Origin of the sequence: Treponema bryantii (assembly GCF_900111035.1) — a bacterium.
Classification (GTDB): domain Bacteria; phylum Spirochaetota; class Spirochaetia; order Treponematales; family Treponemataceae; genus Treponema_D; species Treponema_D bryantii_C.
Map to the genome: position 1 here is coordinate 79,592 of NZ_FOFU01000006.1, position 15,167 is coordinate 94,758.

A 15,167-nucleotide genomic window follows, 5' to 3' on the forward strand; every position below is an offset into this window, starting at 1 on the left:
AATTTTAAAATTAAACAATTAAAAAATATAAAGGAGATGAAAACATGGAAAAAAAAATTACTAACGACAGGGTAATGCTGGATGGACTTTCAATGCATATTATTGCATCTGTCAAAATCAAAGGCTGTACAGATGTTAATAATTTAAAAACTGCAATTAATTACAGTGTAAACAGATTTGAAAGTTTAAGAAGCCGTGTTGAAAGAAAATCAGATGGACAAGCTTATTTTATTTATAATGGAGAAAAGGCAAATCCAAGTATTGAAGTAAGAAACTATCATACTGATTTACAGACATTAACTAACGAACAGTCAAAAACTCCATTCCGATTTGATAAAGGAGAAATGATTCGCTTTATCATTGAAGATTTAGATGGATATATGAATATAAGAATGATTGAGCATCACTTAGGTGGTGACGGAAAATCAGTCTTAATGTTGTTCGATGAAATTATAAAAAATCTTGATGCAATAGAAAATGGAACTTTCGAAAACGAAGATAAACCAGTTTTCCCACATAATGTAGTTACTCAAAAATATATTGAAAATAATATTCCTCTTCCAGATTCTCTTAAAAATACTTTAGTTTCTTTTAATAAAATGTGGAAACAGAATAATACAATATTTACAAACGAAGATTACTTAAACATTTTTGATAAATACTGGTCTAAAAATAAAAAAAGTGTAAAAACATTGAAGGTTGATCAAAAAGAAATGACAAAATTGGTCAGCATAAGTAAAAAGTATAAAGTAAGTATCAACAGTATTTTAATGACAACTGCAGCAAAAGTTTTTGCCCGTAATGAAAAGCTAACTGTTGTTGCAGATGGCTTACCTGAAATGAGAGAAGGAATGGGCAATTATTCAGGTGGATTTGGTGTAGATACTTTCTATGATGAGACAAAAACCTTCTGGGAAAATGCAACTTCTATTCATAAAAACGTACATGCTATTTTGCAGGATAAAAAAAATATTATTTTTTCTTGGGCAATGAATAATTTGCTTGATGCAAGCTTATATGACGCAATATGTTTTGAATCAACTGGATGTTACAAAAATGAAATTGCTGCAAAATATAATGCAATATTTTCAACAAAAAGACGTCCTTTCTTAATTAGTAACATAGGAAGAGCTACTTTTTCTGAGACAAGTAAAGTAAAAGTAGAAGAAATGGAAGTTTCTTCACCAATGCAGACTAATTTTGATTGCAGCTTATGTGTAATTACTGTTAATGGAATAATGAATATCGTAATGGAATATAATAAAGATGCAGCATTTGATTATGAATCAATGTTAAAAAATATTGAAGATCAGATAAAACATCTTGCATAAAATTCTGGAGTAACAAATGAAAAAAGTAGAATTACCTGTATTAGAAACTTCTCGTTTAATCTTACGTCCTCTTTCTGTAGATGATTTAAATGCAGTTTTTAAATGGACAGGTGATCCTAGAGTAAACAAATTCATGATCTATCCTCTTTATAAAAGTCCTGAAGATGGTCGTGAATGGTTGTCTCATCTTTATGAAAATGAAAAGAACATAGATTATGGATTTGTTTACAAAGAAACAGGCGAGCTGATTGGAAGTGGTGGAATGTACTATCATGAAGATATAGACACCTGGAGAATAGGTTATAACCTTGTATGTGATTACTGGAAGAAAGGTCTTACAGTTGAAGCAATGGAAAAAATAATTGAATACGGTCGAAGCAAATTTGATATCAAAATTATTGATGGAGAATTCTGTGTAGACAATTATGGCTCTCGTCGTGTAATGGAAAAACTCGGTATGTCTTATTATCAGGATGCTGAATATTCAAAACTCGACGGTAGCCAGACTTTTAAGGCCAAATTATACAGAAAAGTATTATAAATCATAACTACCACTCATTAGTTATGGCAATTAAAGACTAAAACTTAAAAAAATGCTATAATTGTACGATTATTTAAGTTACTTCATTGGAGAAGACGATGGAAGAAATCAAAACTGCCGAAGGTGGCTCTCTCATTAAAATCCCGATTGAGGATGAAGTTAAGCAGGCTTATATTGACTACTCAATGTCTGTAATTGTTCAGCGTGCTTTGCCTGACGTTCGTGATGGTCTTAAGCCTGTACATAGACGTATTATGTACGCTATGGATACTCTTCATCTTGCAAGCGGTGGAAAGACAAAAAAATGTGCTACCATCGTTGGTGAAGTTTTGGGACACTACCATCCACATGGAGATGCTTCTGTATATGATGCTCTTGTTCGTCTTGGACAGGATTTTGCTCAGAGATATACAACAGTAACTCCACAGGGAAACTTCGGTACAATCGCCGGTGACCCTCCGGCCGCTTACCGATACACTGAGGCTAAGATGTCGAAGATCACCGAAGAGATGACAAGCGACATCAACAAGAACACCGTCGACATGATTCGCAACTTTGATGATACCTGCGACGAACCTGCAGTTCTTCCTTCAAAGTTCCCATTCCTTCTTTGTAACGGTACAACTGGTATTGCCGTTGGTATGGCAACAAACATGCCGACACATAATCTCCGTGAAGTAGCAGATGCAATTTGTGCTTACATCGATAATACTGAGATTTCTGTTGAAGAACTCATGCATTATATTAAGGGACCAGACTTCCCGACCGGCGGTATTATTTACGGTACAGCTGGAATCAAAAAAGCATATACAACAGGACGCGGTAAAATTGTTATCCGTTCAAAGTTCACAATTGAAACTGATAAACGCGGAAAGGAATCAATCGTATTTACAGAAGTTCCTTATGGCGTAAATACAACAAATATTATCCGTCGTATCAAAGAGCTTGTTCGCGATAAGCAGATCGACGGTGTTGTAAATGCAAACGATGAATCTTCAGACCGTTCAGGTATGCGCCTTGTAGTTGATCTTAAAAAAGGAGCAATTACAAAGATCGTTTTGAATCAGCTTTTTGCTAAAACTGATTTGCAGTCAAACTTTGGTGTAATCAATCTTGCACTTGTTCCACAGGTAAAAGAAGGAGCTCCACGCTATGATGAGCCTGGCATGCTTACATTGCCTCCAACTTATCTTAAACCGGAAGTTCTTACACTCAAGCAGCTTATCCAGCACTTTGTAAATCACCGCGACGAAGTTATTACACGCCGTACAATTTATGATTTAAAAGTTGCAAAACACCGCATGCACATTTTGGAAGCTCTGATTACTGCAATCAATAACATTGATGAAGTTATCCAGATTATCAAGAGCTCTGAAAATACAGAGGATGCAAAACTTAAACTCGAGAAGAGATTCAATTTTGATGATGAGCAGGCACAGGCAATTGTTGATATGCAGCTCAAGCGCCTCACACATCTGCTTATCGAAGATCTTCAGAAAGAGATTAAAGAACTTCAGGCACTCATTGATTACCTCGAAGGACTTCTTGCTGATCACAACAAGATTCTTGGACTTATCAAAGACGAGACTCGCAGCCTTGCAGAAAAGTATGGTGATGACCGCCGTACAGAAATCGTTGCAAGCGAAGTTGAACAGATCAATGTTGAAGACATGATTAAAGATGAGGACATGGTTGTTATGATTTCCCGTATGGGTTACATCAAGCGTGTTCCAGCTGATAAATACAAAAAGCAGGGTAGGGGAGGAACCGGAAGTAACGGTACCAACCTTATTGATGATGACTACGTTAATCAGTTGTTCATCGGTTCTACAAAGGAACATCTGTTATTCATAACTAACTTAGGCCGTGCTTACTGGATGAAGATTCATGAGATTCCGGAAAGTGAAAAGGCTGCCCGTGGTGCTCATATCAAGGGACTTCTTCAGGTTGGACCGGATGAGGAAATTACAACTGTAGTTTCACTCAAAGAGTTCTCAGAAGATCTGTTCCTGTTCATGACAACTTCACAGGGTGTTGTTAAGAAGGTTCGTTCTACAGAATTCCAGAATGCTAAAACACGCGGTATCATCGGTATTAAACTTAATGATAACGATAAGCTTATCAGTGCAATTCCAACAACAGGTAATTCTGAAGTTATGTTGATTTCTCGCCGTGGTAAGGCCCTCCGTATCACAGAAGATTCTGTTCGTCTGATGGGACGTGCAAGCTGCGGTATTAAGGGAATGAAGCTTTCTGAAGGTGATGAGATCGCTGCAGCTGTAAAAGTTGAACCAGATGCAAATATGATTCTTCTTACAGAAAAGGGTGTTGGAAAGAGAATTTCATTCGACCTGTATTCAGTTCATGGACGTGGAACAGGTGGACAGAGAATCTTTGGTAACACTGAATCTAAGGGTGAAATCATCGGTGCCATCAACGTTAAAGATAAAGATGAAGTTGTATGTATGACCAGCCAGGGTAAGACACTGCGCTTTAAGGCAACAGACATTAAGGAACAGGGAACAGGAGCTTCTGGTGTAAACGTTGTTCGTGTTACTGAACCAGACTTCATTGTGGGTCTTGATAAAGTTCAGGCTGACGAAGACTAATTAAAGATATCTAACAAACGAAAGTTAGTTTAGATACCTAACAATCGTTAGTTAGAAAAATATTTTTTATTATTGACAAAATGATTTTTTTGTTTAATAATTATTACAAGGGTATGAGCTAATATCAGAAAGTTTTAGTTCTAGGGTGAAAATATATATACATCAGGCAAACGGCTGACCAATAATTCTGGTCAGCCGTTTTTGTTTCACGTGAAAAAACATAAATATAAGTTATCCACATTATCAACAAGTTATCCACATTTTTAAAAAATTGTGGATAAGTCTGTGGGTATGTGGATAAGTTTCATGTGAAACATTTTTTAGTAAAAAGTTAATGACTAGAGTTTGAACAACCGCTTAGTATTATTACTTATCAATATAAGAATCCTTTATATTTCTATTTGCTTAGAAATTTCTTTACTTAGGAAAAAGATAAATAAATATTTAAAAGTGTTTCATGTGAAACACCAGAATAACAAATATCAATTATTTTATAAAATCAGAGTAGGGTAGGGGAGTAGTATTTTAAGTTTCACGTAGAACATTGATACCCAATGAATAAAAAGATTATTCAATGTTAGATCAGTGTTTCATGTGAAACAATCCTTTAAATTGATTAATTCTCAAAATAAAAAATATATCGAAATCATTATAAAATAATATATTGTATCTTTAGACATATTTAATAATATAATTGAATTATCACATAAATAGATTAATAGATTGTTTCATGTGAAACATATTATTCTAGATCTCTGAAAAAACTGGTAAATCTTATAAAATATAATAGCTGATTATACACGAAAGGTTAGATAATAGATTTAGTAATGTTTCATGTGAAACATCCCATTATGGCTGGTATAACAAATAAAATCCTATAAATAGCTTATATATGTTTCATGTGAAACAAAAAGTGGTTTATGACCGTTCGTTAGGTTTAAAAACTAATAAACGGTCGTAATTCATTAAAAATAATGAATGTTCGGTTGTTTATTTTAATTATTATCCGAAAAAGAGTAATGTTTTACAGAAGTATTGGAAATAAAATAGGTTTATGAAAATATATCCATATTTCAGGATTATTCAGGTTTTTTGTTCAAAGATATCTGGATTTAAGAATAAAATAATTAAATATTAAAAAAATTGGCATTTAGATATCTTTATTAAAATATCTAAATGCCAGAAATATAATTATTTGAATAATTATGTATTTTGTGTAAATAAGACTTATTTATTCAGAAAGTCTCTTTTCTCTCAGTTCAAAGCGTCCTTTTCTCCAGTCTGCGTAACCAGTAACAGAATATCCGGCTTTATTATAGAGTTTTTGAGAATAAGGGTTCAAAGTATAGCAATCCAGGCGGATAGATTCATATCCTTCTGATTTACATAGATTTTCAATATATTTGAGTGTTTTAGCTGCAATTCCCTGGTTCTGAAACGCTGGATTTACACAAAGACGATGTATTACATTAAACTTTGCATCTGGCCAGTTCCATTTACCATTTATATATTCTTCATCACATTCTTCGCTTAAAACAAAGCAAACTGCGATTTTCTGGTCTTTAATTCCAACATACATCTGCTGTTTTTCTATATCTTCAGCTAAAATCTGTTTATCTGGATATATTTCATCCCATTGATGAATACCTGCAGTTTCCATTGTATTTATAGCGTTAGAGTATAGAGAATATATTTCATCCAGTTGATTTAATTGTGCTTTATAGTATTCCAATTTCAAAATCCTTAAATATAGCGCTTCCACCGGCTTTTTTAGTGGAATAACAGAATAATGCAAAACGTACGCCTACAAACTGATCCAGAGTATAGCGAAGTTTTACCGGTTCTCCAAAATCTACATAATTTTGGGTATCTTTATCATAATAACTGAATTGTACGTTTTCTTTTGTATGTTCAAGACAGAATGTGGCTTTTAGGGTTATTTCAGACGAATCTAAATCTTTTTCTGTGGTAATCACAGGTTCTTCATCATCATAAACACCCATACTCCATGGCGTATATGGAATCTTGTGTTCTGCTACAATAAGCTTAAGTTTTCCTTCTTTCTTTGTAATTCCAATAAATCCATATTCACCTTCAAGAGCACATAACCCTGCAATATCTCCATCATTAAGTTTAGCTGCATCTAAAGTTACATTTCCATAGCAGTTTTCTGTAAAAGTTCGTTGAGTTAAAGTGTTTGCAGCTTTTGTAACATTTATACAGGTTTTATCAGTTTTTACACTGAAAACAGAAGGTACAACGTTTACAAGTTCTTTGTTTGGAATATGATTCCATTGCCAGGCTGGATTCGTAAAATCATTACTATAAAGTTCTTTGTATTCATAGTCTGGTCGATTATCCGGAACATTTATCTGTCGTGGTGCAAATCCGGCCGCTCCAAACACAGGAAAATCATCAACAAACTTTACAGGTACTAAAACCGGGATTCTTCCTAAAGCTCCGTGGTCTTGAAACAGAATTCCATACCAGTTTCCGTTGTTAGCCTGGACAATACCGCCCTGAGCAACTCCACTGTTCCAGTCTGCTAGATCTGAACATAAAACATCTTTTCCTGTGTAAGGACCTTCAATTTTATCAGAAACAAAGCAGGCTTCGGTACGCATTTTGCCTTTTGGCATGTGAATAAAGAAGATGTAGTATTTTCCGTTTATCTTATAAATATGGCTTCCTTCGTAGCCTAAAATGACATTTTCAGGGTTATCTCGAATGATTGTTTTGTTAATTCCACCGATTTTAGGTCCACTCAGATCTTCCTTCATTTCGGTAAGATTTATGTTCATATTTCCACTTACACAGTAGATTTTTCCATCCTCATCAAATAGCAGCGACATATCATGATAAAAGCCGCTTATTTCAGATTTATGCCACGGGCCTTCGATTTTATCTGCTGTATACAAATATGTCTTGTGAGTATCGTTTGCAACAAAAGTGATATAGAATTTGCCGTTGTGGTAACGAAGGCAGGCGGCCCACATACCCTTTCCGTAAACACCTTTATTATCCTTTAGGGTTTGTCCTGGAGTCGGTTCAAGTTCGTCAAATACATATGCTGCATGCTCCCAGTCTACAAGATTATATGAGCGTAGAATTACGCAGCCCGGCATATAGTGCATTGTTGTGCTTACCATGTAATAGGTGTCGTCTACACGGATGATATCCGGATCCGGGAAATCTGCTGGGATAATATACGAGGAAGCTGTTTTCATAACCTGACTTTCGGTAGTTTCTAAAGTTGTAGTTTTTTTGATATTCATTTTTCTGTTCCTTACGAGTGGTAGTATTGATAGCAGAATAATTCCGACTGTTGTAATTAACAATCGGTAGTTTTTATGAAAAAGTTTCATGTTTCTTTTTATAGAATACTGTTAAATAAAAACCTTGTAAACTTACTATCGTTAGTTTATTATTAGTATACATAAATTTTCTAAGGAGAATGATATGAAAAGAAAAAGTTTGATTATCACATTGTTAATTTTAGGTTCAATTCTTTTTGCTAATGGTTGGGATGTTCAGGAATATCCATATGATTTATATGTATATTATATTGTAACAAAGGCCCCAGAAAAATATGAAAATTTAATAGGTTCTTCAGTAGTGGCCGTGACATCTCATAGACATGGAGATTTTGGAAATGCATTTAATTCTTCCTGTAAATCAGGGGTTATAGAATTTCTTGAAAATGAAGATTTTGTAATAGACAAAATGGATGGTATAGATTCCACTTTTCTTTCTAAATCTTTTATTGAAAAATATTTTCCGGAAGTTTTATGTGCAGACATTTCTGTTTCAAAAGAAGATCTGTCATATATTTGGGAAAATTTAAGTTCTAAATATGTTGGATTTTCTGATATGAAGAAACGAGGCTTAAATAAAAAGAAATTTAATAAAATAAAAAATACTTCCGAACTAAAAGCATTATTTGATAAATACATGGAAGACTGTCACTTTGATATGAAAATACGAGAGTTTACGTATTATCAGGAAACAGCCTATGATGAAGGATGTAAAAAAAGTAAGGATCAGCGTGATATATATTTTGAACAAGAAACATCAAATGCATATTATGTAAGATTTACAAGTTGTGTAGAAGCTAATGCAAATTATTTTACAAATTTAGAAGCAGTTGGAGTAATAGGTAGAAATAAAGAATTTATTATTCTTGATGCAAGATCGAATTATGGTGGTTCAAATTATGTTCAAGAAAAATTGCAAAAAATTTTAAATCTTGAAAAATATAAAGGTACTGTAATTGTTTTACAGGATAACTGGAGTACTAGTTCAGGAGAGGTCTGGTCTATTTTTGGTAATGAGAAATCACAATTTAAGACATTGCTTGTTGGAACTCATTCAGGTGGTATGCAGAATTATGATCGTTCTAATACTATTAAAAATGATGACCTTAATATTGAAATTTCCTTTGGCTCAAAATACTTAGGAAAAATTCTTCCAAAGAACTATCTTGGCGAAGGAAAGGGATATGAACCAGACATTTGGGCAACTACAGAAACTATGGCTTCTGTGCTTACAGGGCTTGGAGTAGATGTGACTGGAATTACCTTTCAATAAACTAACAGTTAGTAGTTATGACCAAGGTCATATCAAATATTTAGTAGTTTAACCTTTTTATGACTATAGTACTATTTTAAAAAATAATATTTCGTTATCATCTTGTAAACTTACTAATGATGGATTATTATAAAAGTATCATAAAAAGGATTAAAAAAATGAATATTAAAAAAATTTTATTTCTTTTAATGTTGGTTGGATTGGGTTCATCTGCTTTTTCAAATAACTGGAAGCTTGAAGAGAAGGATTATCAGAGCAACAAGTATTACAAAATTATTCAAGCACCTGAAAAATATGAAAACCTGATTGGTACTTTTGTTTATAGTTACAAATCAAACAATAGCTATAAAAACTTATTTACAATTCCATGTAAAGAGCGAATACTGTATTATCTTCAGAATGAAAATTTTGAAGTAATTAAACATGATGGAATTACAAATATCTTTTTACCAATTGAATTTCTAAATGAAGATATTGATGTGTCAAAAAGAGGATTTGATTCCCATGCTTTGTTTATTTGTTCTAAAACACACAGATATTTGTAAGTTGTGAAACATTTTCTGCAATAAAGTCGGCACCAGCGGCATTAAGTTCTTCAAGGCTTCCATAACCAAAAAGAACTCCGCAGGATTTAATGCCGACTTTTTTTGCGCCCAGAATATCGTGCTTCCGGTCTCCAACCATTAGAATTTTTGATTTATCTGAAATATTATTTCGTTCGATGGCGTACGCTATAACTTCATCTTTTTTACTGCGGGTTTCGTCCATTTTACTTCCACAGATATTTTCAAAATACTTTGAAAGACCAAAATGCTCTATAATGCGTACAGAGTATTCTTCTGGTTTAGAGGTTGCAACAACGAGTTTTTTACCTTTATTTTTAAGTTCTGCAAGTAATTCAGGAATTCCAGGATAAACTGAATTTTCAAGAAGTCCTTTTTCAGCAAAATATTCGCGATATTTTTTTACGCCTTCAGATGCTTTTTCTTCTGAAAATCCAAACTGTGTTTTGAAAGTTTCTGGAAGTGGAGGTCCAATAAATGAACAAAGTTTTTCATAAGAAGGAATTTCAATACCAAAATATTTAAGAGCATGTATAAATGAATTTGTGATTCCCAAAGCAGGATCTGTGAGGGTTCCATCTAAATCAAAAAAAATATAATCAAACATAATTAAACAAGAAAAAATTCTGCTGCAAAAACTACCACACAGCAGGCACAGGCTACAGGAAAAAGTCCAGCTCCAAAATATGAAAGTAAGATACCAATTACAAGTGCAATAATTCCTGCAACAGGAGATTGAGTTGCTTCAACAATAGCAGGGAATGTCATTACTGCAAGTGTAATATATGGCACATAATATAAAAACGATCGGATAAAGCGGTTTTTTATTGGTTTACGAATCAGGGTAAGTGGAAGTACACGAATCAGATATGAAACAATAAATGCAGTAAAAATTGAAATATATATGTAAAGAGACATTATTCATCCTCCGGAATTGGCTTAACAAGTGCAACAATCGAAGAAATCACTACAGTAAGAATGATAGTTCTTGTGCCTCCAGAAAGCTCTTTGACAACAGGAATAATCGAGAAAGCATAGCTTGCAGCAAAGCTTATAAGTACAGAAATCATTATTACAATGTTCTTCTTTGCTGGTGGTACGATAATTGCAAGGAACATACCGTAAAGGGCTACAGAGAGAGCACTTACAACGCGGGCAGGTAAAAAGTTTCCTGCTATGATTCCCAGTGATGTTCCAAGGCTCCAGAGTGGAATTGCAACTAATAAAGCACCATAATTGTAAACAGGATTGATATATCCTGGACGTGCGATTGTTATTCCAAATATTTCGTCTGTTATGCCAAAACCTATTAAAAATCGATGAATTAACGGTGTTTTTGGGTCAAAACGCTGTGTAAGAGCGGTGCTCATAAGCAGATAGCGGGCATTTACTACAAGTGTGATTAAAGCAATTTCTAAGAAGGCTGCTGAAGCTTGAATTGAGGTGAACAGTGCATATTCACCGGCTGAAGCTACACAGAAAAAGCTTGCAATAAAACCCTGAATTGGTGTGAGACCGGCATTTCTTGCCACTATTCCAAGAGAAAAGGCTACTGCAAAATAACCTAATCCAATCGGCACACCATCGCGCATTCCTTCAAGAAAAACTTTATTTTTCATAATCCCACCACAAAATGGATTGCTTCGTCGCTGCGCTCCTCGCAATGACATATTGTATTGCGTTTTGCAATGACGAAAATGGGCTGTCTTTTCAGACAGCCCATTAATTGTATCAATTATTTAATCTTTTGCCAAATTCTAAGCGTTTGCCATTTCCTTCAATTCGGCAAGCATTTTAGGAAGTTCAGTTTCCATATTTTCATTAGTAAACTGACAGGTTCCAACTTTTTCGTGTCCGCCTCCGCCATATTTAAGCATAAGGCTTCCAACGTTAACTTTGCTTGTTTTGTTCAGAATACTGTATCCGACTGCTGCAGAACAGCCTTGACCACCACGGCCGCTTACAATCCATGCAGAAATATTCTGATCAGGATACATACTGTAAATCATAAAGCGATTCCCGGTATAAATAGGATCTACACCACGCAAATCTGAAATAATCAGGTTTCCATCAACAACAGTGTGAGCTTTTACCATTTCTTTGAATTTTTCTGTCTGCTCGTTATAAACTTCAATGCGTTCCTTTACGTCTGGTATTGCAAGAATTTCTTCGGTAGATTTATCGCGGCAGGCAACCATAAGTTTTTCCATCAGCTGATAGTTAGAAACTGTGAATTCACGCCAGCGTCCAAGTCCTGTTCTTGGGTCCATCAGGAATCCTACCAGAATCCAGCCTTTAGGATTTTGAATTTCGTCAATTGTAAGATTACCTGAGTCTACTTTGTCTACTGCAACCATGATATCATCGAAATTAGGGAACTTTTCTTTTCCGCCATAATATTCATAAATAATTCGGGCACAAGAAGGAGTAATGCGGCTTTCTCCCTTATATTTTCCTTCAAGCTGATTTCGTTCAAATTCACTTGAATGATGGTCAAACCAGAGACCACAGCCTTCTACAAAAGGAACGTTAGCAAGACAGTCATTGCTGTCGATTGGAATAAGTCCGTCCTGCAAATCTTTTGGATGTGCGAACTTCCAGTGATCAATAATTCCTGCTTCAAGGAGTAATGCACCACAAGCTAATCCGTCAAAATCTGAACGTGTTACAAGTCTCATACCCATATAGTTAACCCTCGAAATATAAATATTCATTTATATTTTAACAGACAAATTCCAAAAAAGATATTTAAAAATTTAAAAAATGCATAGGGGATTTATCTTACTGTATGCAATTAAATCGTGTAAAACATAAGAGGGTTTCCGTATCTTCCCTTGAAAACCATAAATTTCATTTGAAATTTTTTAGGGATGGAAATAATAATAAACTCATAAATTAAAGTTTTCATTTAGGAGGATTAAAAAAATGAAAAAGTTTAGATTGCATATTGGAGTAATTTCTTTGCTCCTGGCTATGGTATTCGTTGGATGCTCTAACGGAAGTAATGAATCTATTGAAGCTCCTATAGACAATGGTGGAGAACAGACAGTAGAGTGGGATGGTGTAATTGATCTTACCGGAAAGACAGTAAAGAATGCTAATGCATTTGCTGCTGCTTATGGTGGATTTGTAATTGATTTTGGAAGAACTGTAGATGTATCAGGTTATTCAAAACTTGAAGTTAAAGCAAAATTCTATGATGCGGATAATACAGAAATCACTGCAGATTGGGGATTAGGACAGTTTATTGTACTTGATGATCCAGCCGGAGATTGGCAGGCTAATGCAATTAAGACACAGTATAATCTTGGTATGCAGAACTGGGATCCAATTAATACAGAAAATTTAGCTTCGACATCAGCTAAAGCACTTGTAGTACAGAATTCTTCTGCAGCTGTAAAGTACATAGAAGTTACTTCAATCAAATTTGTAAAATAATAATTTAAGGACACTTGTCGGGATTGTCAGTAAGAAATCAGCTTCTAACTGGCAATCCTTTTTATATAATAAAGTTAAATTACTTTTCTAACCTTCTACCTTGTGGTATAGTAGGCAATATGAAATACGAAATGCAGGAAATGCCTAAGGCGGGCGACACAGTAGTTGTAGGAATGTCTGGTGGAGTTGATTCCACACTTACAGCACTTCTTCTTTTACAGAGAGGATGTAAGGTTATAGGCGCAACTATGTCGCTTTGGGATGGAAGCCTCCCGGAAATTCATACAGGAACAAAAACTCGGGAAGCTTGTTTTGGACCTGGTGAAGAAGAGAACATTGAAGAATGTAAACGTTTTTGTGAAGCACATGGAATCGAATATCATGTAATCGATGTAAAAGAAACTTACAAAAACGAGATTCTTGAATACTTCAAAAACGAATATCGAAATGGAAGAACACCTAATCCTTGTATCCGCTGCAATATGCTGATTAAATTCGGTGCACTTCTTGCAGGAATTGAAAAGCTTGGAATCAAATATGATTATTTCTGTACCGGGCATTATGCGAAAATTGTTCGTCCGGAAACAGGAGTTTTTGGTTCTGATAAAAGGCCTTGTATGATTGCCGGGGCTGAAGATGTTTCAAAAGATCAGACATACTTTTTGTATCGTGTGCCTTCTGAAACACTGGAAAAAGTACGTTTTCCTTTAGCAGCTATGAAAAAGGCTGATGTTTTTGCTCTTGCAAAAGAAGCCGGGCTTGAAGCTGCAAATCGTGAAGAAAGCCAGGATTTTATTGGTGAAGAGTATTTTGATGTACTGTTTGCTGATAAGCCTTCTGTACCGGGTGATATTATTGATCTTGATGGTCATGTTCTTGGTAAACACAGAGGAATTGAACATTACACTGTTGGACAGCGCCGTGGTCTTGGTGTAGCTGTTAATTATCCTGTTTATGTACATTCAATTGATGCTAAGAATAATCTGGTAGTTTTAGCTCCAAACGAAGCTCTCAATTCAAATGCTTTAATTGCAGATGATTTTGTATGGCCGGCTGGTGTAGAACCTTCTGAACCTATTGATGTAATGGTAAAAATCAGACTGGCAAGTAAGCCTGCTGCAGCCCGTATTGAGCGTTATACTTGTGATGCTGAAGAAGCAGCTAAGTATCGCGGACGGCCATGGAAGATTACTTTTGCAGAGCCACAAAGAGCAGTTGCGCCTGGACAATCTGCCGTTCTGTATAAAGACGGTGTAATTGTCGGTGGCGGTGTAATTTATAAGGCTTTTACAGTTTAAGTAATTTTTCTGCGTTCTTGTGGAAAATCATATCGCGTTCTTCTTCCGTCAAATCAAGACGGTTGAAGCGTTCGAGTTCTCCTTCATGATCCCACATTGGGAAATCAGAACCAAACAGGAATTTTTCAACTCCATGTGCGCGAATCATTTCATTTGCTTTTTCAACTGGAAGCCATTCAAGAGTACTTGAGGTGTCAAAATAAACATCTTCACCAGCAAGATATTCCATTGATTTATCCCATTCAGAATAGCCGCCAAAGTGAGCTGCAATCAGTGTGAGTTTTGGATGTTTTTTATGAAGATTTAAGATGCGCTGAGGACCAGAAAAATCATAACGTTTATCACCAGCATGTATAATAAGTGGTAATTCAAGATCAGTCATAATATCATAAACAGAATCCATACGTGCTGCATCAATCTGGAACATCTGGAAATCAGAATGAAGTTTAACACCACGAAGGCCAGCTGCCTTAATTCTGTGTAATTCTGCTTCGTAATTATCATAATCAGGATGCATTGTTCCAAAGCCAATAAATTCCGGATGTTCTTCACATTGTTCAATAATGAAATTATTTGAAGGCTCAACCTGCATTGCCTTTGTTGCAACCGGTAAAACTACATATTTAGAAACACCGATTTTAGAACCGCTTTCAAGAAGTTCTTCAGGGCTTCCATGATATTTCATTGGATAGTTGTAAAAATCGCCGACGCTTTTAGAAGCTTTTTCAGCGATTTTTGCAGGATAAATGTGACAATGGAAATCAATAATCATAACGGGAAAAGAATACTGTTTTAATAAA

The 15,167-nt window shown here is 34.9% G+C and carries 14 protein-coding genes; 7 read left to right on the forward strand and 7 right to left on the reverse strand.

Translation table 11 applies throughout. The features are described from left to right. Positions 1-44 precede the first annotated feature (44 nt). From BMY21_RS10985 to gyrA, 3 genes are all read left to right on the forward strand, one after another. On the forward strand, positions 45-1,331 hold the full coding sequence (locus tag BMY21_RS10985) for a condensation domain-containing protein (RefSeq protein ID WP_074644102.1): 1,287 nt from the start codon (positions 45-47) through the stop codon (positions 1,329-1,331). A gap of 16 nt (positions 1,332-1,347) precedes the next feature. Then, positions 1,348-1,872 carry a GNAT family N-acetyltransferase gene (locus tag BMY21_RS10990; protein ID WP_074644105.1) on the forward strand — a complete coding sequence of 175 codons (525 nt, stop codon included), beginning with the start codon at positions 1,348-1,350 and terminating at the stop codon, positions 1,870-1,872. A gap of 98 nt (positions 1,873-1,970) precedes the next feature. Next, positions 1,971-4,481 carry a DNA topoisomerase (ATP-hydrolyzing) subunit A gene (gene gyrA, locus BMY21_RS10995; RefSeq protein ID WP_074644108.1) on the forward strand — a complete coding sequence of 837 codons (2,511 nt, stop codon included), beginning with the start codon at positions 1,971-1,973 and terminating at the stop codon, positions 4,479-4,481. 1,231 nt (positions 4,482-5,712) lie between these two features. On the opposite strand, the gene BMY21_RS11000 is transcribed toward gyrA, so the two are convergent. Next, positions 5,713-6,213, reverse strand: a complete 501-nt coding sequence (locus tag BMY21_RS11000) for a GNAT family N-acetyltransferase (RefSeq protein ID WP_256210400.1) — start codon at positions 6,211-6,213, stop codon at positions 5,713-5,715. Beyond that, the gene (locus tag BMY21_RS11005) at positions 6,200-7,756 is read right to left on the reverse strand and encodes a glycoside hydrolase family 43 protein (RefSeq protein ID WP_218141053.1); all 1,557 of its coding nucleotides are present in this window, start codon (positions 7,754-7,756) and stop codon (positions 6,200-6,202) included. The genes BMY21_RS11000 and BMY21_RS11005 overlap by 14 nt, the downstream gene beginning before the upstream one ends. Positions 7,757-7,940: 184 nt before the next feature. Between BMY21_RS11005 and BMY21_RS11010 the strand changes: the two genes are divergently transcribed. Together BMY21_RS11010 and BMY21_RS11015 are read left to right on the forward strand one after the other, a co-directional pair. Next, on the forward strand, positions 7,941-9,068 hold the full coding sequence (locus BMY21_RS11010; RefSeq protein ID WP_074644109.1) for a hypothetical protein: 1,128 nt from the start codon (positions 7,941-7,943) through the stop codon (positions 9,066-9,068). A gap of 158 nt (positions 9,069-9,226) precedes the next feature. Continuing rightward, positions 9,227-9,613, forward strand: a complete 387-nt coding sequence (locus BMY21_RS11015) for a hypothetical protein (protein ID WP_074644112.1) — start codon at positions 9,227-9,229, stop codon at positions 9,611-9,613. Here BMY21_RS11015 and BMY21_RS11020 read toward each other — a convergent pair. The 4 genes from BMY21_RS11020 to BMY21_RS11035 all read right to left on the reverse strand — a co-directional run bounded on the left by BMY21_RS11020 (position 9,591) and on the right by BMY21_RS11035 (position 12,315). Continuing rightward, positions 9,591-10,238 carry an HAD family hydrolase gene (locus tag BMY21_RS11020; RefSeq protein ID WP_074644114.1) on the reverse strand — a complete coding sequence of 216 codons (648 nt, stop codon included), beginning with the start codon at positions 10,236-10,238 and terminating at the stop codon, positions 9,591-9,593. The two genes, BMY21_RS11015 and BMY21_RS11020, sit on opposite strands and share 23 nt — an antisense overlap. A gap of 2 nt (positions 10,239-10,240) precedes the next feature. After that, the gene (locus BMY21_RS11025; RefSeq protein WP_074644117.1) at positions 10,241-10,549 is read right to left on the reverse strand and encodes an AzlD domain-containing protein; all 309 of its coding nucleotides are present in this window, start codon (positions 10,547-10,549) and stop codon (positions 10,241-10,243) included. Then, positions 10,549-11,250 (reverse strand): AzlC family ABC transporter permease, encoded by a 702-nt coding sequence (locus BMY21_RS11030; RefSeq protein ID WP_256210402.1) that lies wholly within the window; start codon positions 11,248-11,250, stop codon positions 10,549-10,551. Before BMY21_RS11030 ends, BMY21_RS11025 begins: the two co-directional genes overlap by 1 nt. A gap of 138 nt (positions 11,251-11,388) precedes the next feature. After that, positions 11,389-12,315, reverse strand: coding sequence for a DHH family phosphoesterase (locus BMY21_RS11035; RefSeq protein ID WP_256210403.1), 927 nt, complete (start codon positions 12,313-12,315; stop codon positions 11,389-11,391). Positions 12,316-12,556: 241 nt separating this feature from the next. Here BMY21_RS11035 and BMY21_RS11040 point away from each other — a divergent pair, with 241 nt between their 5' ends. After that, the gene (locus BMY21_RS11040; RefSeq protein ID WP_074644122.1) at positions 12,557-13,069 is read left to right on the forward strand and encodes a hypothetical protein; all 513 of its coding nucleotides are present in this window, start codon (positions 12,557-12,559) and stop codon (positions 13,067-13,069) included. A 119-nt stretch (positions 13,070-13,188) separates the two neighbouring features. After that, positions 13,189-14,367: a tRNA 2-thiouridine(34) synthase MnmA gene (mnmA, locus tag BMY21_RS11045; protein WP_074644125.1), complete on the forward strand. Its 1,179-nt coding sequence runs from the start codon at positions 13,189-13,191 to the stop codon at positions 14,365-14,367. On the opposite strand, the gene BMY21_RS11050 is transcribed toward mnmA, so the two are convergent. Beyond that, positions 14,357-15,139 carry an amidohydrolase family protein gene (locus tag BMY21_RS11050; protein ID WP_074644126.1) on the reverse strand — a complete coding sequence of 261 codons (783 nt, stop codon included), beginning with the start codon at positions 15,137-15,139 and terminating at the stop codon, positions 14,357-14,359. The genes mnmA and BMY21_RS11050 overlap by 11 nt on opposite strands. Positions 15,140-15,167: the final 28 nt, after the last annotated feature.

What these genes read in the sequence shown, in the direction of transcription:
- BMY21_RS11010 (WP_074644109.1), top strand. Translation starts at nt 7,941, where the DNA reads ATGAAAAGAAAAAGTTTGATTATCACATTGTTAATTTTAGGTTCAATT.
- BMY21_RS11050 (WP_074644126.1), bottom strand. Translation starts at nt 15,139, where the DNA reads ATGATTATTGATTTCCATTGTCACATTTATCCTGCAAAAATCGCTGAA.
- BMY21_RS10985 (WP_074644102.1), top strand. Translation starts at nt 45, where the DNA reads ATGGAAAAAAAAATTACTAACGACAGGGTAATGCTGGATGGACTTTCA.
- BMY21_RS11035 (WP_256210403.1), bottom strand. Translation starts at nt 12,315, where the DNA reads ATGGGTATGAGACTTGTAACACGTTCAGATTTTGACGGATTAGCTTGT.
- gyrA (WP_074644108.1), top strand. Translation starts at nt 1,971, where the DNA reads ATGGAAGAAATCAAAACTGCCGAAGGTGGCTCTCTCATTAAAATCCCG.
- BMY21_RS11020 (WP_074644114.1), bottom strand. Translation starts at nt 10,238, where the DNA reads ATGTTTGATTATATTTTTTTTGATTTAGATGGAACCCTCACAGATCCT.
- BMY21_RS11040 (WP_074644122.1), top strand. Translation starts at nt 12,557, where the DNA reads ATGAAAAAGTTTAGATTGCATATTGGAGTAATTTCTTTGCTCCTGGCT.
- mnmA (WP_074644125.1), top strand. Translation starts at nt 13,189, where the DNA reads ATGAAATACGAAATGCAGGAAATGCCTAAGGCGGGCGACACAGTAGTT.
- BMY21_RS11005 (WP_218141053.1), bottom strand. Translation starts at nt 7,756, where the DNA reads ATGAATATCAAAAAAACTACAACTTTAGAAACTACCGAAAGTCAGGTT.
- BMY21_RS11025 (WP_074644117.1), bottom strand. Translation starts at nt 10,549, where the DNA reads ATGTCTCTTTACATATATATTTCAATTTTTACTGCATTTATTGTTTCA.
- BMY21_RS11030 (WP_256210402.1), bottom strand. Translation starts at nt 11,250, where the DNA reads ATGAAAAATAAAGTTTTTCTTGAAGGAATGCGCGATGGTGTGCCGATT.
- BMY21_RS10990 (WP_074644105.1), top strand. Translation starts at nt 1,348, where the DNA reads ATGAAAAAAGTAGAATTACCTGTATTAGAAACTTCTCGTTTAATCTTA.
- BMY21_RS11015 (WP_074644112.1), top strand. Translation starts at nt 9,227, where the DNA reads ATGAATATTAAAAAAATTTTATTTCTTTTAATGTTGGTTGGATTGGGT.